This window comes from Crenobacter intestini, from assembly GCF_004919095.1.
Taxonomy (GTDB): domain Bacteria; phylum Pseudomonadota; class Gammaproteobacteria; order Burkholderiales; family Chromobacteriaceae; genus Craterilacuibacter; species Craterilacuibacter intestini.
Map to the genome: position 1 here is coordinate 228,677 of NZ_STGJ01000001.1, position 21,965 is coordinate 250,641.

18 protein-coding genes are annotated in these 21,965 nt (G+C 68.2%); 13 read left to right on the forward strand and 5 right to left on the reverse strand.

Annotation, left to right across the window (positions count from 1 at the left end):
* Window positions 1–54 precede the first annotated feature (54 nt).
* From E5K04_RS01020 to E5K04_RS01045, 6 genes are all read left to right on the forward strand, one after another.
* A complete protein-coding gene (locus E5K04_RS01020) occupies window positions 55–1,116 on the forward strand; it encodes an AI-2E family transporter (RefSeq protein ID WP_136551040.1) in 1,062 nt (353 codons plus the stop codon).
* Between the two features lie 205 nt (window positions 1,117–1,321).
* Entirely contained in the window at window positions 1,322–2,623 is a 1,302-nt protein-coding gene (locus tag E5K04_RS01025; RefSeq protein ID WP_136551041.1) for a hypothetical protein, read from the forward strand.
* Between the two features lie 224 nt (window positions 2,624–2,847).
* Window positions 2,848–3,087 carry a DUF2789 family protein gene (locus E5K04_RS01030; RefSeq protein WP_136551042.1) on the forward strand — a complete coding sequence of 80 codons (240 nt, stop codon included), beginning with the start codon at window positions 2,848–2,850 and terminating at the stop codon, window positions 3,085–3,087.
* Window positions 3,088–3,295: 208 nt separating this feature from the next.
* Window positions 3,296–4,387, forward strand: a complete 1,092-nt coding sequence (locus E5K04_RS01035; protein WP_136551043.1) for an aromatic ring-hydroxylating oxygenase subunit alpha — start codon at window positions 3,296–3,298, stop codon at window positions 4,385–4,387.
* Between the two features lie 12 nt (window positions 4,388–4,399).
* Window positions 4,400–4,798 carry a peptide-methionine (R)-S-oxide reductase MsrB gene (gene msrB / locus E5K04_RS01040; RefSeq protein ID WP_136551044.1) on the forward strand — a complete coding sequence of 133 codons (399 nt, stop codon included), beginning with the start codon at window positions 4,400–4,402 and terminating at the stop codon, window positions 4,796–4,798.
* A gap of 93 nt (window positions 4,799–4,891) precedes the next feature.
* The gene (locus tag E5K04_RS01045) at window positions 4,892–5,623 is read left to right on the forward strand and encodes a peptidylprolyl isomerase (protein WP_136551045.1); all 732 of its coding nucleotides are present in this window, start codon (window positions 4,892–4,894) and stop codon (window positions 5,621–5,623) included.
* 47 nt (window positions 5,624–5,670) lie between these two features.
* Here the strand turns inward: E5K04_RS01045 and E5K04_RS01050 are convergent, their stop codons facing one another.
* The gene (locus tag E5K04_RS01050; RefSeq protein WP_136551046.1) at window positions 5,671–6,450 is read right to left on the reverse strand and encodes a hypothetical protein; all 780 of its coding nucleotides are present in this window, start codon (window positions 6,448–6,450) and stop codon (window positions 5,671–5,673) included.
* 237 nt (window positions 6,451–6,687) lie between these two features.
* Between E5K04_RS01050 and E5K04_RS01055 the strand changes: the two genes are divergently transcribed.
* The 7 genes from E5K04_RS01055 (at window position 6,688) to bluB (ending at window position 15,074) form a co-directional block, all read left to right on the forward strand.
* The gene (locus tag E5K04_RS01055) at window positions 6,688–7,731 is read left to right on the forward strand and encodes a glycosyltransferase family 2 protein (protein ID WP_168929119.1); all 1,044 of its coding nucleotides are present in this window, start codon (window positions 6,688–6,690) and stop codon (window positions 7,729–7,731) included.
* The gene (locus E5K04_RS01060) at window positions 7,728–8,552 is read left to right on the forward strand and encodes an SDR family NAD(P)-dependent oxidoreductase (RefSeq protein ID WP_136551048.1); all 825 of its coding nucleotides are present in this window, start codon (window positions 7,728–7,730) and stop codon (window positions 8,550–8,552) included. Before E5K04_RS01055 ends, E5K04_RS01060 begins: the two co-directional genes overlap by 4 nt.
* A 2-nt stretch (window positions 8,553–8,554) precedes the next feature.
* Window positions 8,555–10,021, forward strand: a complete 1,467-nt coding sequence (locus tag E5K04_RS01065; RefSeq protein ID WP_136551049.1) for a PIG-L family deacetylase — start codon at window positions 8,555–8,557, stop codon at window positions 10,019–10,021.
* 52 nt (window positions 10,022–10,073) lie between these two features.
* Window positions 10,074–10,697 (forward strand): PAQR family membrane homeostasis protein TrhA, encoded by a 624-nt coding sequence (trhA, locus tag E5K04_RS01070; RefSeq protein WP_136551050.1) that lies wholly within the window; start codon window positions 10,074–10,076, stop codon window positions 10,695–10,697.
* 105 nt (window positions 10,698–10,802) lie between these two features.
* Window positions 10,803–11,957: an iron-containing alcohol dehydrogenase gene (locus E5K04_RS01075; RefSeq protein WP_136551051.1), complete on the forward strand. Its 1,155-nt coding sequence runs from the start codon at window positions 10,803–10,805 to the stop codon at window positions 11,955–11,957.
* 65 nt (window positions 11,958–12,022) lie between these two features.
* Window positions 12,023–14,389, forward strand: a complete 2,367-nt coding sequence (locus E5K04_RS01080; protein WP_136551052.1) for a phosphoketolase family protein — start codon at window positions 12,023–12,025, stop codon at window positions 14,387–14,389.
* Between the two features lie 31 nt (window positions 14,390–14,420).
* Window positions 14,421–15,074: a 5,6-dimethylbenzimidazole synthase gene (bluB, locus tag E5K04_RS01085; RefSeq protein ID WP_136551053.1), complete on the forward strand. Its 654-nt coding sequence runs from the start codon at window positions 14,421–14,423 to the stop codon at window positions 15,072–15,074.
* A 163-nt stretch (window positions 15,075–15,237) separates the two neighbouring features.
* Here bluB and E5K04_RS01090 read toward each other — a convergent pair whose 3' ends face one another.
* From E5K04_RS01090 to E5K04_RS01105, 4 genes are all read right to left on the reverse strand, one after another.
* Window positions 15,238–15,447, reverse strand: coding sequence for a hypothetical protein (locus E5K04_RS01090; RefSeq protein WP_235844202.1), 210 nt, complete (start codon window positions 15,445–15,447; stop codon window positions 15,238–15,240).
* A 353-nt stretch (window positions 15,448–15,800) separates the two neighbouring features.
* Window positions 15,801–17,246, reverse strand: a complete 1,446-nt coding sequence (gene tldD, locus E5K04_RS01095; protein WP_136551054.1) for a metalloprotease TldD — start codon at window positions 17,244–17,246, stop codon at window positions 15,801–15,803.
* 15 nt (window positions 17,247–17,261) lie between these two features.
* The gene (locus E5K04_RS01100; RefSeq protein WP_136551055.1) at window positions 17,262–18,065 is read right to left on the reverse strand and encodes a carbon-nitrogen hydrolase family protein; all 804 of its coding nucleotides are present in this window, start codon (window positions 18,063–18,065) and stop codon (window positions 17,262–17,264) included.
* Window positions 18,066–18,088: 23 nt separating this feature from the next.
* Complete coding sequence (locus E5K04_RS01105) at window positions 18,089–21,937, reverse strand: YhdP family protein (RefSeq protein WP_168929120.1); 3,849 nt, start codon at window positions 21,935–21,937, stop codon at window positions 18,089–18,091.
* Window positions 21,938–21,965 lie beyond the last annotated feature (28 nt).

The window sequence follows — 21,965 nt, forward strand, 5'->3', positions numbered from 1 at the left end:
GCGGCACGCGCGCGCGCGTGCCAGACTGTACGCATCCCATTGCGACCGGAAACCATGCAAAACGAAACCCCTGCCATCAACGTGATGACCGTGCTGCGCATCGGCGCGGTGCTGCTGTTGCTCGGCGCCTGCCTGAAAGTGATCTTGCCGTTCACCGGCGCCCTGATCTGGGCCGCCATCATCTCGATCTCGGTCTGGCCGTGGTACCTGCGCCTCGCGCACCTGATCGGCCACCGGCGTGGGCTCGCCGCGCTGCTGGTCTCGTCCTTGCTGATGCTGTCCATCGCCGGGCCGATCAGCCTGATGGCGGTCAAGCTCGCGCACGTACTGCCCGACGCGCAGTCGCTGGAGACGCTCAGCCACGCGCCGCTGCCGCCGCCGCCCGCCTGGCTCGAGCGCATCCCGCTTGCCGGCGACAAGCTGACCCAGTTCTGGCTGTCGGTACAGGGCGACTTGCCGGGCATGCTCGAGAAACTCAGGCCGACCGTCAACAAGGTCGCGCTGTGGATCCTCGAACAAGGCGCCAGCGTCGGCTTCAGCCTGCTCGAGATCATCCTCGCCATCGTGCTGTCCGGTTTTTTGCTGACCAAGGGCGACGAATTGTGGGACGGCGCCAACCTGACCCTGAGCAAGCTGGGCGGCTCCCCCGCAGGGGACCTTGCCGAAGTGGTCGCACGCACCGTGCGCAGCGTCTCCAACGGCGTGGTCGGCACCGCGCTCGCGCAGACCATCCTGTGCGTGATCGGCCTCTTGATCGCCGGCGTGCCAGGCGCGCTGGCGCTGGGCTTCCTGTGCTTCGTGTTCGCCGTCGCCCAGTTGCCGACCCTGCTGGTCTGGCTGCCCGCCGCCGGCTGGGTGTTCTACACCGGTGACAACGCGTACGGCGTGTTCCTGCTGTTGTGGGGCTTCCTGCTCGTGAACACCGTCGACAATGTGTTGAGGCCCTTGCTGATCAGCCAGGGCGCGCAGATGCCGCTGATCATGATCTTCATGGGCGTGATCGGCGGCCTGTTGGCGTGGGGCGTGATCGGCCTCTTCATCGGGCCTACCCTGCTCGCGGTCGCGCTGACGCTGTACCGCCACTGGCTGGGCGAGGCCGAGCACCCCGCCGGCTGAACGCTTTCCCCTGCGCCACAACACGCACCGGCCCGCCTTTGGCGGGTCTTTTTATTTTTCGCAACAGCTTTAGCGCCGTGGCGCTGCAGAAATGCGACGTTTCGCGCTCACCCATCATGGCGCTTGACTTAAATCAAACCCGCCATTTATGCCAAGCATATGTTGAAGATGAGCTGGGGATAAACCCCGTACGAGGAGAACGAAAATGTCTGCACGCAAAACATGGCTCGCCCTTCTGGTTCCGCTCGCATTGGCGGCTTGTGGTGGTGGCGGAGGTGGAGGATCGTCCGGCGGCACGCAAGCGCCCACGCTGACCGGCAAGTTCATCGACGCCCCCGTCGAGGGCATCGCGTACCGCACCGAAACGCTGAGCGGCACGACCGGCAGCGGCGGCACCTTCCAGTACCGCCCTGGCGAGACGGTCACCTTCAGCATCGGTAGCGTCGTTCTGCCGCCAGCCAAGGCAGGCGAACTGGTGACACCGCTGACGCTGGCCGCGGGCAACGGAACGGTCGCCGTCAACATCGCCCAGCTCTTGCAGACGCTGGACGACGCCAGCGACGGGCGCATCAGTATCGGCACGGAGGACATCGAACGGCTGAAGAACGCAGTGCTCGACTTCAAGGCGCCCGACTTCGACGACAAGGCCAAGGCACTGACCACAGGGCTTGCCTGGGTCGACGACGATGCCGCCGCCGAACATCTGAACGAAACGCTGGGGAACGTTCAGCCTGAACTTGGCAAGCAGCTGGTCGGCACCTGGCGGCTCAACGATGAAATCGCACCGATGGTACTGGTGACCTTCATGGCGGACGGCAGCTATGTCCTTGCACACGAGGGTACAGCGGACAGTTTGGGCCAGGCTGGCATCGAGTGGGGCAAATACGACTGGAACGCTGTAGACGGCACGCTGGCCACCACCCGGGAGGTAGACACCAACGGCGAATGGGGGTTGTCGCACCCGATCGGCAAGTTCAGGGCAAGCCTAGACAAGGATGGCCTGTTGACCATCGCCGACAGCGTGGACAAGCCGACCTTCTACAAGCTGGCGCCGCGTGCCGACCTGCCGTTGTTCGGCTCGTGGGTGGCTCAGGCAGGAAACAACAAGGTGCTGCTGAGCTTCTACAACACAGGCCTTAACAGTGACCCGGATCCGGTGTTCGGTTTCAAGACGAAATACGTGATCACCGAAGTAGGCAGCAACGAATGTGACCGTGCATCGCCGCTGGAGCCTACCCACATCGCCAACAAGAGCACGTCTAACTGTAACGGCTTCGAAAAAGGCCGCTACGAATGGAAGGACAACCTGCTCAAGTACAGTGTGATGTACGACCAAACGGGCTGGTGGGGCCTGTCTCACGCGACGGCGGAAACGGCAAACAAGGGCACGGTGGGTAACCCGGTGTCTACCAAGGATGTCCTGCAAAGCCTGCCCATGGCGGTCAGCGGTGACGAACTGACAGTCAATGCCGTTGATGGCCCGGTTAAATTTACCCGCGTCAAGTAAGGCATCGGTAGCTTTTTCCAACGCGCACTTCGGTGCGCGTTTTTTTGCGCTCACTGTTTTTCCACAGAAACTGTGGAAAAACCACTCAAATTTACGCACATTTCTACAAAAAACCTTTTCCAATCAAGGCCGGCACAGCATCCGTACAAAAATTACGCAAGCCGGGCAAGGCTCGCCGGCTGCGTCTACGCTGGTCTCGTCATCTACCCACCCGGAGCCGCGCCATGCACCCGCACCGCCACCCGCTGCACCTGCTGTTTGCCCAGCTCGGCCTCGCCGCCGACCACGCGTCGATCGACGCCTTCATCCGCACGCATGCGCCGCTGCCCCCTGCGGTCCGGCTGGAAGACGCGCCGTTCTGGCGTCCCGCGCAAAGCGAGCTGTTGCGCGAGGAGCGCGACGAGGACGCAGACTGGGCCGAGGCGGTCGACCTGCTCGACGCCGAACTCAGGCGCGCGCCTTAAGCTTCCAAAAGTGCAAGAGTCGTGCCTTCGGCCCTCGCGCCGTGCAAGAGGCCTGTTTATACAAATTGCATCTTGCCCCGGGGCGGCTTAGTGGGCACAATCCCCCCCCTCGAAACCCGCCGCCTTCACCGGTGGCAGCGCCCGCGCAAGTGACGCGGGCGGGATTCGGCTGGTCTTATATCTTCGGATCTTTGGGGGTGTGGGAATAATGTCTGATCTGGCAACACCATCACTCGACGCGCCGCAACTGCCGGTGCGCTGCTACTTCGACCCTGCCGTGCACGCGCAGGAAGAGGCGCGGCTGTTCGCCGACGCGCCCATCTACCTTGGCCACCGCCTGATGGTGCCCAAGCCCGACGACTACCACACGCTCGCCTGGACAGGCCACGCGCGCATGCTGCGCAACGTCGAGGGCAGGCTCAGGGTCGTTTCCAATGTCTGCCGCCACCGCCAGGCGCTGATCTACCAGGGCCGCGGCAACGGGCGCACCATCACCTGCAACCTGCACGGCTGGACGTACGACGGCAAGGGCGAGCTGATCGGCGCGCCGCACTTCCCGGAAACGCCTTGCGTCGGGCTCGCGCAGACGCCGCTCACCGAGTGGCACGGCCTGGCGTTCGACGCGCGCCGCGATGTCGCGCGCGACCTCGAGCAACTGGGCGTCGCCCACCATATCGATTTCTCCGGCTTCGCCTGGCACTCGAGCCACAGCACCGACTACGACTTCAACTGGAAGACCTTCGTCGAGGTGTACTCGGAGGACTACCACGTCGACCCCTTCCACCCGGGGCTGGGCAACTTCGTCGACTGCGGGGCGCTCAGCTGGGAATGGGGCGAGCACTACCATGTGCAGACAGTCGGCATCAAGAACCGCCTCGCGCGCGCCGGCAGCAAGGTATACGGCCAGTGGCACGACGAGGTGCTGCGCCGCTACGCCGGCCGCATGCCCGAGTTCGGCGCGATCTGGCTGGTCTACTACCCCAACATCATGGTCGAGTGCTATCCGCACTGCATCGTCGTCAGCTGCGCGCTGCCTCGCGGCGTCGACAAGTGTACGGTGACCACCGAATTCTACTACCCGGAAGACATCGTCTGGTTCGAGCCCGAGTTCATCGCCGCCGAGCAGGCCGCCTACTTCGAGACGGCCAGCGAAGACGACGAGATCTGCCTGCGCATGCACGAAGGGCGCAAGGCGCTGTGGCAGGCGGGGCTTGACGAGACCGGCCCCTACCAGGACCCGACCGAGCTTGGCATGCAGCACTTCCACCGCTGGTACCGCGCCCGGATGGGCAAGCTCTGACAGGAGGCCTCCGTGACCGACAAACTGGAACTGGACCTTGAGGCGTGGCGCGACAGGCTCCCCGCGCCGACTTTCCGCGTCACCCGGCTAGGCGGCACCGAGCCGCCGTTCTCCGGCGCCCTGCTCGCCGAGACGCGCCGCGGCCGCTACCTGTGCGCCTGCTGCGGCGCGCAGCTGTTCCCGTCGACCGCCAAGTTCGAATCGCACTGCGGCTGGCCGAGCTTCTGGCACGAGGCGGCACAAGGCGCGATCCGGCGGCTTGAGGACACCAGCCACGGCATGCTGCGCACCGAGGTGCGCTGCGCGCGCTGCGACGCGCACCTCGGGCATGTATTCCCGGACGGCCCGCCGCCGACCGGCGAGCGCTACTGCATCAACTCACTCGCGCTCAGCTTCGACGCGGATGATTAGCGCTTGCCTTTCCCACGACAGCCCCCATCTGGCTGTGGTAAGTTTCCCGCGCGCGCCAGGCGGCGCGCCTTTTTTTTTCAGACAGGATTTTTCATGGCCATTACCGTTAACGGCGTCGAACTCAGCGAAGCGCAGATCGAGGCAGAACTTGCCAACCACCAGGACAACCCGAGCCCGCGCGACGGCGCCATCCAGCAGCTTGTCCTGCACCAGCTGCTGCTGCAAAAGGCGCGCGCGAGCGGCATCGAAGGCGACAACGAGGGCGAGGTGATCGGCGCCCTGCTCGACAAGGAACTCGCCTACACCCCGGTGAGCGAAGAAGACGCGCTGGCGTTCTACCAGCAATACCCCGAGCAGTTCAGCCAGGGCGACAGCGCCGAAGCGCGCCACATCCTGTTTGCCGCAGGCGCCGACGACTTCGCCGACTCCATGGTCAAGGCCAAGGCCGAGGGCGTGCTCGCCGAGCTGCAAACCAACCCGGAGCGCTTCGAGACGCTCGCCCGCGAACACTCGACCTGCCCGTCCGGCCAGCAAGGCGGCAGCCTCGGCCGTTTCGGCCGCGGCCAGATGGTCCCCGAGTTCGAGCAGGCCGTGTTCGGCACCGCCGCTGGCGAACTCGCCCCTGCGCTGGTGAAGACCCAGTTCGGCTACCACATTGTCCAGGTCGACGCCCGCCACGAAGGTGGCAGCGTGTCGTTCGACGAGATCAAGCCGCGCCTGGTCCAGTACCTGAACGAGATGGCCGGCCGCAAGGCAATGCACGAGTACCTGGCCTCGCTGGTGCGCGACGCCAAGATCGAAGGCTACACGATGCCGGCCCTGTAAGCCGGAACGAGAAAACCGGGCTTGTCCCGGTTTTTTCTTGCCCGCGCCTAGCCGCGCTTCTGCCACGGCCCGCGGCCTGCCGCGCTGCCGGACGCGACCCTGTCCGTACCTGCCTGTGGCGCCGGCAGCGCCGCTACGTTGAAGTCGACACTGACGGCACCCCTGGGCGCCAGTTGGTGCAGCATCAACCTGACCAGCAACAAGACGCCGAACATCTCGCAGCCTTCTTCCAGAGTCGTGATCAGCTTGTAGCCGAGGTTCGTCTCGCCGTACTGCTCCGAGTACCAGCCGCCGAACATCTCCACACCGACCGCACCGCACAGGAAGACGGCACCTGCCAGCACCAGCCCCCACGCCAGCCGTCTGGGCAGCCACAACAGGAAGCGCAGGTAGACCAGCCCGAATACGGCGACCAGCGGCAGCACGGCCAGCAACCAGGCAAAGTAGAACACGCCGTGGGTGACGCCGAACTCGGCTCGCATGATCGGCCCCAGCCGCTCGTGAATCTGCAGCAACTCGTCAAATGCCAGATAGACAAACACGCAGCCCAGCCCCGTCCAGTAGCGTTTCAATCTGGCGGCCGGCTCCAGCCTCGCCTGCAGGAGAAGCAGCAGGGCCGCAAACAGCATGTCGAGGAACGAGAACACGCTAGGCAGGTTGTATTCTTCGTCGACGGCAAAGAAGTTGCGGATGCCGAACACCCGCTCGGCTCCTCTGTGCATTTTCAGCCACTCGAACAGCACACTCAGCACCAATAGCGCGACCACCGCCGCACACAATACGCGGACGATACGGTCGACGTCGAACCTGATGACCTTCGCAGACATAGCACCCCCTCGCCTTTCCGGCTGCCCCCTGCCGCGTCCCTGCGCCGACAGGCCGCGGCACACGTCTTAGCACCAGCGAGCGCCGCACCCCTATTCCTCAACGCTAAGCGATACCCATGGATATTCAAGCTGACAATATTCATGACAGGGGCTTGCCGGGTATGGCCGCAAGGTCTATTTCAACAGAAGGAAACACAAACATTTGCTCGACCTGACCTTTTCCATACACAAAAATCCATGCCCAAAGCGCCCCTGCTCTCGGTCGTCGTGACCGCGCACAATATCGAGAAATACATCGGCCGCTGCCTGCGCTCGGTATTGACACAGGACTTCGACGATTACGAGCTGATCGTGATCGACGACGGCTCGACCGACCGCACCAGCGAAGTCATCGCCATCTACCAGTGCGCTCGCCTGCGTGTCTTAACCCAGCCCAACCGCGGCGTTTCGGCAGCAAGAAACGCGGCGCTGGACGCGGCACGGGGCCACTACCTCTGGCAACTCGACGGTGACGACTGGATCGACGCAGGCGCCCTTGCACGCATCGCGCGCCAACTAGCCGAGACACCGTGCGACATCCTGGTGACCGACCTCAGGGTCGATTACCCCGAACACAGCGAGCTAATCACGCTACCCGCCGCCGCCAGCCAGGCCGGATGGCTGTCCAACGTCCTGTCGCTGCAGGCACCGTCGTGGCCGCCGACCCGTGTCTACCGGCGCGCCTTGCTGGTCGAGAACGCCATCCGCTACCCCGAACACATCCGCTACTCAGAGGACATGTGCGTCGACGTGGCCGCCTTCTGCCACGCAAGCAGCGTTAGCAAGCTGGACGGCGCCTGCTACCACTACGTGCGCCGGCAAGGCAGCCTGACCGGACAGGCCGGCCGCTATATCCACGACGACATCCGCGCCTACCACTACGTACGCAAGACACTGGATGAGCAGGGCCTGCTCGGGCGCTACCCGGACGAGCTGGCCTACCTGGCCTTTCGCAAGGTTTTCCTGGGTCTGCTTGGCGCCGGCGGCAATGAACCCTGGCACGCCGCCGAATACCGGCAGCTCCGCAAGGATTACCCGCACCTGATGGAGGTTGCGGCAGTACGGCAGGACCTGCCGGTACGGCTTAACCGGGGCAAGCGCCTGCTCGCCCACGCCTACGCGCTCAACCATAGCCTGGGCCGCCTGCTCAAACAGGGCGGGCGGCTGGCCAAGAGGGTGGCCGGTCGCCTTGGCTACACGCCGCTGGCGGGCCAGGGCGGCGGCGGCGTAAGAACCGAATGACGCGGCGCCCGGTCGCCGTCGTCACCGGCACCACCTCCGGCATCGGCTGCCAACTGGCCCGACGTCTGGCCCACGCGGGCTATCACGTGGTCTCGGTCAACCGGCGCGCCGGCCCAGGCGACGACGCGCGCCTCGCGGACCTCACGGATACCGCGCATCTCGCGCACACCGCGCACGCGATCGCGCGGGACTACCCGTGCGTCGACCTGCTGGTCAACAACGCGGCCCTGATGCTCGGCGACTACCGCTACACCGCAGATGGTGTCGAAGCCCACTTCGCCGTCAACACGCTCGCGCCCTTCGTCCTGATGCAGGCCCTGCGCGCCTCACTCGCGCGAGCCGGCAACGGCCGCATCGTCAACCTGGTTTCGGCCGTGATCTACGAGGCGGACACCCGCGCCAGCGAAATCGACCAGCTGGCCCGCCCCACCCAGCCCTTCGTGCCGGTATTCGGCCCGTACGCGCGCAGCAAGCGCGCGCTCGCCGCACTGGGTCTCGCGCTACAAGCTGCTTACGCGAAAGACGACATCCGAGTCTGCGGCTTCGACCCGGGCAGTTGCCGCACGCCGATGACGCTCGGCCGCGGCATGCCGTGGCGTTTGCTGCTGAGACACTTCGTGCGCATGCGCACGCCGGACGCGGCCGCCCGCGAACTGGTCACCATGCTCGGCGCGGGTGGCCCACCGGCCGGCATCGTCAGCGATGGGCGGTGGCTTGCGCCTCCGCCGCTGCTGGATGCCGGCTACCAGCAGGACGTGCTTGCGCTCTGTCGCGCGCAGGCCGTCGCGCTGCTTCCCATGCCGATACCCGCGGCGGGCTAGGCATGCGTACGCGCTTCCTGGCCAACCCCAACCTGCGCCTTGACGCCGAGGGGCGGCTTGGCGAGCTGACGGGCGGCACGCTGGCCACGCTTGACGCGGCCGACGCCGGCCTCTGGCGGCGCCTGCAGCAAGCGGGCGAACTCAGCCCTGCCAACGAGTACGAAAACGGGCGGCTCGCGGCCTTCGCCGCGCTTGGCTGGTGCATCGAGGCCGCGCCTGCCGACCTCCCCGCGACGCGGCGGCCTGTGCTGGTGGCCGAGCCACATATGGATGACGCGGTCTTCAGCATCGGCGCGCACATGCTCTCGCTGCGCGAATCGTGCGTCTTTACCCTCGTCAGCGCCGTCGGCCGCAGCAATTTCACCCGCAGCGCAGGGCAGCCCGGCAACCCGCTGCCGCGCACCCGCGAGGTCAGCGCGCTGCGCTGCGCCGAGTCAAGGCTCGCCGCCGCGATGCTGGCCGGGCACCACCTTGCCCTCGGTTTCGAGGATGCGCCGCTGCGCCACCTGCGCCCGTACGGGCTGGACGCGGACGATGCGGCCGTGATCGAGCGCGCGCTCGCGGCGATCGGCGCCTTTGTCGGGCGGCCACCGAGTACTGCCGACATCGACACGCTCAAAACGCTGATCAGCGAAACGGTCGACCTTTCCCGCTACGCGGAAGTGTGGCTGCCGCTGGGGCTTGGCCACGCCGACCATGTCGCGACGCGCGACGCCTGGCTCAGCGTGTTGTCGCGCGCGGGCGCCGCCACGCCGACGGTCAGGCTGTACGAGGACCTGCCTTACGCGGCGCGGGTGCCGGGCGCCGCCCATCAGGTGCTGGCCAGGCTCAGGGCGGCCGGCTGCCGCATCAAGAGCGAACAGCTGGGGCTGGGCGACACCGAGGAAGCCAAACGCCGGCTGTGCGGGCTCTACCGCTCGCAATTCGAGCCGCAGGCCATCTGGCAAGAGCTGCTGGCGGCGAGCAAGGGCCGCGGCGAGGTGCTGCACACGCTGGACAGGCTACCCGGCCCGGATTTCTGGCAGGCACGCCCGGCCACGGCGCCCTTGCTGCCGGCAAGTTGCCCGCAAGCGCTCGCGCTTTACGCGTTCACGCCATCCGGGCGCTGGGCGGAAGACCTGCCGGCGTTGCGCGCTGCCTACCCGCACGCGCGCATCGACGTCTACGCCGCGCCGGAAGCCGCCGCGGAGTGCGCACGCCTGGCCGACCCGCGGCTCACACTGCGCCCCTTGCCGGACAAGGGGCTCGACACCTTGCGCCTTCTGGCAAGGCAGGACCGCGCCACGCTCGGCCTGCTGGTCGGGCCGCGCCGCTGGCAGCAGGCGGCCAGGCTGCTCTGCCTAGCCAGGCTCGCCCGCGTCCACGCCTTCGCGTCGTTTGCAGGGCTTAGGTCGGCACTGCCGGCGCCGGCAGCGGGCGAAGCGGCACAGCCCAGCCTTGACCCGGACACCGCGGGCGGGCGACCATAGCCACCAGAACACGCCGCCACGGCAAACAACCACCCATACGATCGGACCTGCCATGTACCAAGGGGAACGCTTCAACGCGATCAGCCATCTGCTGGGCACCGTTGCCAGCGTCGGCGCGCTGCTCTGGATGCTGACGGTCGCCGTCGGCAGCAGCGACCCGTACCGCATCGTCGGCGCCAGCGTGTTCGGTGGCACGCTGGTCCTGCTCTACCTGATTTCCACCCTGTACCACTCGGTGCAGGGGCGCGCCAAGCGCGTGCTGCAGAAGTTCGACCACTGCGCGATCTACCTGTTGATCGCCGGCAGCTACACGCCCTACACGCTGGTCACCCTGCAGGGGCCGTGGGGCTGGAGCCTGCTGGGCGTGGTGTGGGGGCTTGCCATCGTCGGCATCGTGCAGGAGCTCACCTACGGGCGCAAAAGCCCGAGCCGCTGGCTGTCACTGCTGATCTACCTGGTGATGGGCTGGGTCGCGGTGGTGGCCGCGAGCCCCCTGTCCGAGAACCTCGACACGGCGGGGCTCGCCTGGCTGGTAGCCGGCGGCGTCACCTACAGCGTGGGCGTGTACTGGTTCATCAACGACGAGAAGATCCGCCACGGCCACGGCATCTGGCATCTCTTCGTGCTGGGCGGCAGCCTGTGCATGGTGGTCAGCGTGGCAGGCTGGGTGCTGTAAGCGGGCCTGTCTGATTTTGCGCAACACCTGCACGGCAAGGCCGGCGTTACGGTTGGGCAAGGCGCGGGCATCCCGTCCGCGCACAAGCCTTGAGCCCGATCCGCCATGCAAGCCTTCGATTACTACAACCCTACCCGCATCGTTTTCGGCGCCGGCCGCCTGCCTGAAGTCGCCCATCTGATCCCGTCCGGCAGCCGCGTGCTGCTGGCTAGCGGCGGCGGCAGCGCCGAGCGAAACGGCACGCTGCCTGCCATCCGCCGCGCGCTCGCCGGCTTTCACGTCACCGAATTTTCCGGCATCGAAGCCAACCCTGACGCCGATACCCTGCTGCGCGCGGCAAGCCTGTGCCGGGAACAATCGCTTAACTTCATCCTGGCGGTCGGCGGCGGTTCGGTCGCCGACGGCTGCAAGTTCATCGCCGCGGCCGCCTGCCACGACGGCGACGCGTGGCAACTGGTTTCTGCCCAGGAGCCGCTCGCCCGCGCGCTGCCGCTGGGCGTAGTGCTGACCCTGCCTGCGACCGGTTCCGAGTCGAACGACGGCGCGGTGATCAGCCGCCGCGCCAGCGGCGACAAGCTCGACTTCTCGTCCCCCCTGCTGTTCCCCCGTTTCGCGCTGCTTGACCCGGCGACCACGCTGTCACTGCCGGCAAGACAAACGGCCAACGGCGTCGTCGACACCTTCGTGCACGTGCTCGAACAGTACCTGACCTACCCTGCCGGCGCGCCGGTGCAGGACCGCTTCGCCGAGGGCCTGCTGTTGACGCTCATCGAGACCGGCCCCGCGCTTTTGGCCAAGCCAGACGACCTGGCCTTGCGCGGCACCATGATGTGGTGCGCGACACTGGGGCTTAACCGGCTGATCGGCGTCGGCGTGCCGCACGACTGGGCCGCGCACATGATCGGCCACGCGGTGACCGCGCGCCTGGGCATCGACCACGGCAGGACGCTGGGCGCGCTCTACCCGGCCGTGCTCGCCGTCCAGCGCGGGGGCAAGCACGACAAGCTGCTGCAATACGGCGAGCGGGTGTGGGGCATCACCGGCGGCAGCGCCGATGAACGCGTGGGCGCGGCCATCGCCGCGACGGGCCGCTTCTTCGCTGAGCTTGGCGCGCCCGCGCACCTGGCAGACGACGGCATGCAGGCGGCGGACATCGCACCGGTTATCGCCAAGCTCGCCGAACATGGCCTCACCCGGCTGGGCGAGCGCGGCGACCTCGATGAGGCGCGCATCCGCCGGGTGCTCGAGATCGCGCTGTAAGCGGGTGACCGCCGGCCTGCGCCGGCGTATGCTTTTCTCATCACGCCCGCCGGAAGGAGCGCACGATGAGCACCGAGAGCGAAGAGACCCTGTTCCGCGCCGAGCGCCACGCCGCCTTGCTGCGCAGCGCCGACCCCGCCTTCGCGCGCTGGGCGGCGGGCAAGGGGCCGATCCGCCACGGCGAGCGCGTGCAGCTCGCGGTGCACGCGCTCGCCGCGCGCCTCGTCGCCGGGGGGCTCGCCGCCGACGTCGCCGCCGTCTACCGCCGCTTCGAGGCGGCCGACACCCTCGCCTCTGCCGGCATGTGGCTGGTCGCGCACATGACTTACGCGCGGCGGGTGCGGCTGGACGGCGCGCCGCTCGCTGCCGAGGACTTCAAGAGCGCCCCGGAAGGCCACACCGGCGGCTCGCTGAACATCGCCGTCGCCTACGCGGGCTACCTCGCGGCGAACGCCCTGAGCGGCCACACCCGCGCCTGGCTGATGGGACAAGGCCACTGCGTGGCCGGCGTCGACGCGCTGAACGTGCTCGCCGGCAACATGGGCGCCGCGCACGCCGCGCGCTACGACGTCAGCGACGCGGGGCTGAGCCGTCTGGCGCAGGACTTCTACTCGTACGAGACCGACCCGCACGGACGTCCAGCCTCTCCCTTGGGCAGCCACGTCAACGCGCACACTGCCGGCGCGCTGATCGAGGGCGGCTACCTCGGTTTTGCCGAACTGCAGTACGTGCACCTGCCGCTGCCGGGTGAGCGGCTGGTCGCCTTCCTGTCGGACGGCGCGTTCGAGGAGCAGCGCGGCAGCGACTGGATGGCGCGCTGGTGGCGGCCCGATGACTGCGGGCTGGCGGTGCCGGTGATGATCGCCAACGGCCGGCGCATCGACCAGAAGACCAGCATGGGCCGGACGGACGGCGTCGCCTGGTTCGACGCGCACCTGAGGCTCAACGGCTTCGCGCCGGTACTGATCGACGGGCGCGACCCGGCTGCCTACGCCTGCGCGGTCATAGACGCCGAGGAGAGATTGCAGGCGACCGCCGGCGCGCTCGCTGCCGGCCGCACCCGCCTGCCGGTGCCGCTGCCGTATGTAATCGCGGTCACCGACAAGGGCTGGGGCTTCCCCGGCGCGGGCACGCAGGCCGCGCACAACCTGCCGCTGCCCGCCAACCCGGCCACCGACGCCGACGCGCGCGCGCTCTTCAACGCGGGCGCTGCACTCCTCTGGCAAAGCCCTCAGGCGATCGAGGAGGCGCGCGCGGCGCTCGCCACCCACGAAACGCAGGGGCGGCCGCCCGAGCGTGACCATCCGCTCGCCAGGCGCGACGTACCCTGCCCCGCCTTGCCTCACACCCGCTTGCCGGCAGGCCCGCTCTCGCCGATGGACGCGATCGACCTGGCGTTCTGTGACATCGTCGACGCCAACCCTGGGCTTCGCGTGCGCGTGGGCAACCCCGACGAGATGCGCAGCAACAGGCTGTGCCGCACGCTCGACAAGTTGAAGCACCGCGTGCTCGCGCCTGAACCTGGCATCGCCGAAAGCCTTGACGGGGCGGTGATCACCGCGCTCAACGAGGAAGCGGTGGTGTGCGCGGCGATCGCCAACAAGGGCGGGCTCGCGCTGGTCGCCAGCTACGAGGCGTTCGCGGTCAAGATGCTCGGCGCGCTGCGCCAGGACATCATCTTCGCGCGCCACCTGCGCGAGGCCGGGCAGGCCACCGGTTGGCGCTCGCTGCCGGTGATCTCGACCTCACACACCTGGGAGAACGGCAAGAACGAGCAGTCGCACCAGGACCCGACGCTCGCCGAGGCGCTGTTGGGCGAGATGGCCGACAGTTGCCGCGTGCTGTACCCGGTCGACGCCGACAGCGCGGTCGCCGCGCTGCACGCCTGTTACGCGAGCAGCGGCCGTATCTACCACCTGGTCGTCCCCAAGCGCGTGCACGCACGCGTGCTGGACGCCGAGGCCGCGCGCGAGGCCGTCGCGCAAGGCTGGGCGGTGGTGCAAAGCGTGGGCGACGCGCCCAAGGCCTTGCAACTGATCGCGGTGGGTGCGCCGCAGCTACGCGAGTGCCTCGCCGCGTCCGCCGCGCTCTCCATGCAAGGCGTCGCGCACGAGGTGGTCGCGCTGATCGAGCCTGCCCGACTGCAGGACGGGCGGGATGACACCGAGCGCGCGTACTGCGTGCCGCCCGCGGCGCGCGAGGCGGCGTTCCCGGCCGGCGCGACGCGCGTGCTGTGCGGCCACACCCGCGCGCATACGCTGACCGGGCTCTTGTGGCCGATCGCGAACAGCGCCGGCGCCTGGCACGCGCTGGGCTACCTCAACGCGGGCGGCACCCTCGACGAGGCCGGCATGCTCGCGGCCAACCGTTGCGACAAGGCGGCCATCCTCGCAGCGCTGGGGCGCTCGCAAGACGGCGCGCCGCTTTGCTAGAATGTCGCCCCCTTAGCCGAGAGACCCCGCCATGAACGCGCACCGCTACCCAGACGCCGATATCGCCGCCATCTACCGCGTGATGCGCGAGCGGCGCGACATGCGCCACTTTACCGGCGCGCCGATGGAAGACGGGCAATTGGGCAGGCTGATCGACGCCGCGCTGCTCGCGCCCAGCGTCGGCTACATGCAACCGTGGCGCTTCGTGCGGGTGACGGACGCCCGCCTTCGCGAGGCGCTGCACTGCCATGTGAAGGAAGAATGCGCGCGCACCGCGGCGGCGATCCCCGAGCGCGCAGAAGAGGTGCGCCGGCTCAAGCTGGAAGGGATCCGCGAGTGCACCGAGCTGCTCTTGGTCGCCTTGCCGAACGCGCGCGAACAGTACGTGCTCGGCCGGCGCACACTGCCCGAGATGGACGTAGCGTCGGTCGCGTGCGCGATCCAGAACATGTGGCTCGCCGCGCGCGCCGAGGGGCTGGGCCTGGGGTGGGTGTCGATCTTCGACCCGGAGGTGGTCGGCGAAATGTTCGGGCTGCCCGCGGGCAGCGCGCCGGTCGCGCTCTTGTGCATCGGGCCGGTGCCCGAGTTCTACCCGGAGCCCATGCTCAAGAGCGCCGGCTGGGACAGCCCGCGCGCGCGCGAGGCGCTGGTGTTTGAAAACGGCTGGGGACAGGCGGGCGAATGAAGCCGCCCTTGCTTGGCTGAGGCGGGCGCGGCCGCCCGGAATCCGTGCGGCCGCGATGCGGCGTTAAAGACGGTTCAGGAATGCGCATGGCCCTCTGTGCACTGCGCTTCCCCAGCCGTTTTTGCCTTGTCTCGCGTCAGAGCGCGAGCTGGCGGGCACGCCCTTAGACGTGCGCGTACAGGAAGGCGTCGGCGGGGTAGCTGACGCTGTCCGCGCCGCAATGGGTCGCGAAGGTCACTTCCACGCGGCGTCCGGCCGGCGCGACTTTCAGCACTTCGTAGTGGCGTACCGCGCCGCAGTCCAGGTGTTCGCACACGCGGTAGCCCGCCTTCAGTTGGGCGATGGTCATCAGGGTTCCGGTTTTCTCGGTCATTTCGTTTGTCTTTCTTGTCATTGCTGCGTCCTCCCATGGCTCATGCGAGTGCCAGTGTGCCTGCCGAATGTGACGGCAATGCGACGGCGGGGCGGGCGCGATCCAAAAGTTGCGGCCAGCATCCTGCCAGCCGCGGTCTCGATTTGAAGGTTTGCGTGGACGAACGCAGTGTGGCGCGGGAACCAGCCCGGCCAGGGGAATCATCCGCTTGAAGACAGGGGGTAGAACCCCGTGAAGGAGCGCCGAAGGCGCGTGAGGATGAAGCGTGAACGTCAAAAAACCTGCAAGGCCGTGGTTTTTACAGCAAGAACGGCCGGCCGTCAAGCGCAAGGCTTGCGGCCGGCCGTGCCGGGTCAGCCGCCGGTGCCGCCGACCGTCAGCCCGCCGTCGATACGCAGGGTAGGCTGGCCGACGCCGACCGGCACGCTCTGCCCTTCCTTGCCGCACACGCCGACGCCGGTATCCAGCGCGAGGTCGTTGCCTATCATCCCCACGTACTTGAGCACTTCCGGGCCGTTGCCGATCAGCGTCGCACCCTTGACCGGGTAGGCGAGCTTGCCGTTCTCGATCTTCCACGCCTCGGACGCGGAGAACACGAACTTGCCGCTGGTGATGTCGACCTGGCCGCCACCGAAGTTGACCGCGTAGAGGCCATCCTTGACCGACGCGATGATCTCCTCGGGGTCGTGCGAGCCGGCATGCATATAGGTGTTGGTCATCCTCGGCATCGGGATGTGCGCGTACGACTCGCGCCGGCCGTTGCCGGTCGGCGCCATCCCCATCAAGCGCGCGTTCATCGCGTCCTGCATATAGCCCTTGAGGATGCCGTCCTCGATCAGCGTCGTCGTACGGGTGAGTTCGCCCTCGTCATCGACCGAAAGCGAGCCGCGCCGGCCTTGCAAGGTGCCGTCGTCGACGATGGTCACCCCCGGCGCGGCGACCCGCTCGCCGATGCGCCCGGCGAACGCGCTGGTGCCCTTGCGGTTGAAGTCGCCCTCCAGTCCGTGGCCGATCGCCTCGTGCAGCAGCACCCCCGGCCAACCTGCGCCGAGCACCACCGTCATCTGCCCGGCCGGCGCCGCCTGCGCGCGCAAATTGGTGGTCGCCTCGCGAACCGCGCGCTCGACGTAGCCGGTCACCACTTCGTCGGTGAAGTACGCGAGATCGAAACGGCCGCCGCCGCCGGCACCGGCCTGCTCGCGCCGGCCGTCTTCCTCGACGATCACCAGCACCGAAACCCGGGTCAACGGGCGCACGTCGGCCGCGCGCACGCCGTCGGCACGCGCGATATACACCACGTCGTACTCGGCGGCGACGCTCGCCATCACCTGGATGATGCGGGGGTCCATCGCGCGCGCGATTTTTTCGATGCGGTGCAGGAGCTCGACCTTGGCGGCCGCATCAAGCGCGTTGCCCGGGTCGCTCGCCGGGTAAAGCACGGTGCCGCGCGTGGGCCTGGGGGCACCGACTTGCAGCACGCCGCTGCCGTGGCCGATCGCGCGCACGGTGTCGGCCGCGCGCGTAAGCGACGCCGCGCTGATCTCGTCGGCGTACGCGAACGCCGTCTTGTCGCCGCTGACCGCACGCACGCCGACGCCCTGGTCGATGCTGAAGCTGCCGGCCTTGACGATGCCCTCCTCCAGGCTCCAGCCCTCGTTGCGGGTGCGCTGGAAGTAGAGGTCGGCGTAGTCGACGCCGGGCGCGGAGAGGCGCGCGAAAGTCGCCTCGAGCACCGCCTCGTCGACGCTGCCCGGTGCGAGTATCAGTTCCTGCGCCAGTTGTTCGTGTTGTGGGTTCATGGTTTCCTTGGATTCTCAAAAGACGCGGTGATCCAGCGCCGGCAACCGGGCACGCACCGAAGAGAGCCGCGCCGGGTCAAGTTCGGCGACCACGACGCCCTCGCCCTCGGGCAGGCAGGCCTCGATACGGCCCCAGGGGTCAATGATCATGCTGTGACCCCAGGTGCGCCGGCCGTTTTCGTGCAAGCCCCCCTGCGCGCTGGCGACAACGTAACACTGGTTCTCGATCGCGCGTGCGCGCAGGAGCACCTCCCAGTGTGCCTCGCCGGTAATCGCGGTGAATGCAGCCGGCAACACCAGCACGTCGAACGGCGCTAGCGAGCGGAAGAGCTCGGCAAAGCGCAGATCGTAGCAGACGCCGAGCGCGACCTGCGCGCCGGGCATCCCGAAACTCGCGGGGGCATCGCCCGGCAGGATGGTGTCCGCCTCGGCGTAACGCTCGCCCAAGCCGGAGAAGCCGAACAAATGCACCTTGTCGTAGCGGCACGCCTCGCGCCCGTCAGGCGCGTAGACGAGCGTGCTGTTGTAGACCTTGCCCGGCTCGGGCGAGAGAAGCGGCAGGGTGCCGGCGACCAGCCAGATGCGGTGCTCGCGCGCCAGTTCGGCCAGCGCGCGCTGCAAGTGGCCGTCGCCGTGCGCCTCGGCGACACCCAGCTTGTCGGTGTCGCGCTGCCCCATCAGGCAGAAATACTCGGGCAGCACGACCAGGCGCGCGCCAGTTGCCGCGGCTTCTGCCACCAGCGCCTGCGCCCGAGCGAGGTTCCCGTCCACCGAGGTGGTCGACACCATCTGCACCGCGGCGACCTTCAAGCGATCCATCCCCCCTCCTTTTGCCATGGCCGTCATTTGGGCCTTGCCAGCGCCGACTCGACCCGCTCGACTCTGGGGTCCGCGATCGGCCCGCTGACCTTGTAGACACTGCGGAACACCTTGTCGAACGGATTGCCGAGGATGGTCTCGGCCGCCAGCGTCGCGATCCCGGCAATCGGGTTGAGCATCGCCGCGCCCGCCGCCAGCGCGACGCCCTGGCTGAGCCTCGGCGTCACCGTCACCGTCAAGGCCTGCGTGTCGGTCTTGAGGTTGACCTTGCCCGCGATCGCCACCGTCGCCGGCACGCTTTTCAGTTGCAGGCTTTCCGTCGCGAACACCCCGTCGTTCACCGCGATATTGCCCTTGATGCTGTCAAACGCAAAGCCCCTGTCAAACACGCCGGCAAAATCGAGCCTCAACAACTTGCCGACCGACTGCAACGACAACACCGACAACAGGCGCGCGACGCTCGGGTCGTAACCGGCGAAACGCCCGTCCTTCACGTCCAGCCGCAGGTTGCCGCTGAGCTTCTCGACCGAAAAGTCGCCGAGCGCCCCCGGCCAGCCAAGCTCGCCGGTCAGCGCGCCCTGCCCGCCGCTGACCGCGCCGGGCATGCCGAAGCGGGTCAGCAGCGCGCCGATATCGGCCGAGCGCACCGCCAGCGCAAAACGTCCGGCGTCAGGAGCAAGACCGGTACCGGTCAGCTCGATCGCACCGGCCGGCGACACCAGCGAGGCCGAACCCAGCCGCAACTGGCCAGAGAGCGCGCTCAGGCGCGCGTTCAGGCGCCCCAGATCGAGCTGCTTGTAGTAGACGTTGGCGATCTTCACGTCGACCAGCCGGACCAGCTGCGCCGGCAGCCTGGCGGGCGTAGCCCCCGCGCCGCCCAGCTCGGGCAGCGGCAGCTTGAGGCGGTCCAGGTCGAGTTGCAGCGCGGCGGCCTGCGCGTCATAGCGGTAGCGGCCAGCCAGCAGGGCGCTGTCCACGTCGCCGTGCGCGCCGTGCGCATCGACCAGCGTGGAAAAATCTACTGCGCCCAGCGGCTTGCCGCCGGCAACAATGTTGGCCGTCCTCACGTCGACGCTGACCGGCCAAGGTGGCAGGCTAGGCCCTGCGTGCGAAGCAGCACCGCCTGCGCCGCCCAACCGCGCCAGCCACGCGCTGGCGTCGAGGGCGGGCGCGGCAACGCCGACGGCGAGCCCGTGCGCGGGCAAGGCTGGCGGAGCGCGGCCGACGCCGACGCTGGCGCCCTTCAAATCGCCGCGCCCGTCAAGCCGGACCACGCCTGCGGCGTGCCCTTCCAGTGACCAGTCGATTTCCAGGTCCTCGCGCACCGGCTTGATCGACAACGCAAGCGGCCAGCGCGCGTCGGCGGCCTTGAAGGCGGGGGGTGGCACGTCGATGCGGGTGCCGGTCAGCGGACTTTTCGCCAGGAGCGAGACCAGGTCGCCGTCTTTCAGCGTGAAGTCGATGTCGATCGGGCTAACACCCCCCACGAAACGCTCGAGCGGCGGGAGGTAGTAGCCGACCAGGCGCCGGGTGTCGGCCTCGCCGCGGATGGCAAAACGCGACACGCCGTCCGGCGTGCTCCGGGCGCTCAGCCGCTGCGCCGCGCCGAACACCTCGGCCGACATGCCGGCGATGTCGACGCCGTACTCGGTAAAAACGAGCTCGCCCTTCGCGCGCGTCACCGGCGGGATCGGCAGGCCGGTAAAACGCAAGTCGTTCCCTGCGAGCGCGAGCGTCCCCTTCACGCGGGTGTTCTCGGGCGCCTCCAGCGGGATGTCGAGTTTGAGGCCGAGCTTCGCCTGCCCGGTGGCGGAAATCTCGCCAAGGAAACCGTCCAGATAGCCGTTAACCGGGCTCTTCACCGTATACGCGAGCATGGTGGACAGCGGCGCGTCGACCCGCCCCGCGATGTCGAGGCGCGCGTCCTGCGTAGCAAGGTCGGGCAGACGCACCACCACGTCGGCAAGCGCCGCGCCCGCGCTTTGCGCGCTTTTCGCGCGCACCGTCACGTTGTCGTTCAAGAGTTCGAGCCGCCCGTCTATCTTGCCGATCGCCGGCCAGTCAGGCTCGAAGCGCAAGGCGCCGTCGACGATCTTCGCGTTTAGCGCGAAGCGGCCGCCCTCGCCCTTGGCAAACGGGAAGGCGTTCAGGTCGCCCTGCAGCACCGCCTCGACCTCACGCCCCTGTCCGCCAAGCAGCGCTTCGCGCAACCAGAGCAGGGTCTCCTCGCCCAATTCGCGTGGCAGGTAGCGCTCGACACGGGTCAACGCAACCTCAGGCACGCGCGCCTTGAAGTCGGCCAGCAGCGCGCCGCCGGACTGCACGCCCAGCGTGCCGCCGACCTCGCCCTCGAAGTCGCCGGTGACCAGTTTCAGGCCAGGTAACTTCACTTGCCAGGCGTTGCCTTGCTTTTGCCAGCTCACCTCGCCGTCGGCGCGCAACAGCTGCCACGGCCGCTCGAAGATTTCCGGCGCGCTGACCGTCACGTCGCGGCCGGCGAGCACCACCGAGCCGCCTTGATCGCTGAACGCAACGCGGCCGGAGAAGCCGCCGGCCACACCGGGTAAGGCACCGACCGTGTGCCAGCCAAGGTCGCTGAACCGCCCGCTGACCCGGTAGCCTTGCGGCGCGGACGGTTTACCCTGCCAGTACGCGGCAAGCTCGCTCAGGTTGCCGGTCAGCGCCGCGGTCGACCAGGGTTTCTCCGGCAGCAAGCGCGCCGCGATCAGCACCGGCAACAGGGGCGCAAGGTCGAGCCCGCTCGCGCTGGCCTCGCCGCCCTGCGTCCCCCAGCGTGCGCTCAGCCGGCTGTTCTCGAACAATGGGCCGCGCGAGGTGGTGAGATAGAGCTGGTCGGCGGCGAGCACATGTTCGCCGTTCCCCTCCAGCCGGTAGTCGATGCGCCCGGCCACCTTGGGCAGGGCAAGCTGTTCTCCCCCCTGCCCCGCCAGCGCCGCCTGTTCGAGCAGGGCGGTGCCGGCCAGCACGGTCAGCTCGCCGCCGGCAAACGCTGCGCGCATGTCAACGCTGGCGCGCCCGCGCCTGGCCAGCGGCAACTCGGGCGCGTAGCGCTCCCACCAGCCGAAGCGGCCGTCGCGCGCGACCAGCTGCGCGTCGCCCATCCATTCGCGCCAGCGCGAGAGCTCGTCGCCGCGCCAGCTAAGGGTGAACAGGAAGCTGCCGAGAAAACGGCTGTCGGGGCGGCCTTCCAGGCGCAGCCGGTGGCCAAGCAGGGTGTCCTTGAGGGTCAACCGGGTGTCCGACACCGTCAGCGGGCCGACGCCGACCTGCAGGTCGTGCCAGGCGAGCCGCTTGGCATCGACGACGATGGACGGCTGGGCGATCAGCCAGTTGACGACGCGCTCGCCCTCGCCCTTGCCGCCTTCGCCCGAGAGCGGGATGCCGTTGAGGCTCAACTTGCCGTCGCGCGCGCGCGTCAGCGCAAGCTCCAGCCCCTGCACGCGGATGCTGGCAAAGCGCGGCTGCCAGTGCCACAGCGACGACCACGAAGGCGTCAACGCCACCTCACCCACGCGCAGGTCGCTGCCGTCGGCGTTGCGGATGCGGATGTCACCGACGGCAAGCGTGGGCTCCAGCGCCTGCCAGCTCGCCGAGAGAGTGCCGATGGTGAGCGGCCGGCCGATCAGCGCGCCCAGCTCGGCGGCGAGCCTCGCCTTCACCTCGGGCAACCTTGGTTGCAGCCAGAAGTTCCACGCGAGCGTCAGCGCGAGCGCGACGAGCACCCACAGCGCGGCGAACGCGAGCAAGGCGCGGCCGCCCCAGCGCAATAGCGCGGACAGCGGCAGGGCGCCGAATGCGGCACGCAAACGCTTGAGCGGCGTCGCGGGCGTGGGGTTAGAATGCTCGGTCACGATCTTGTCATCACTTGGGGTCCGTATT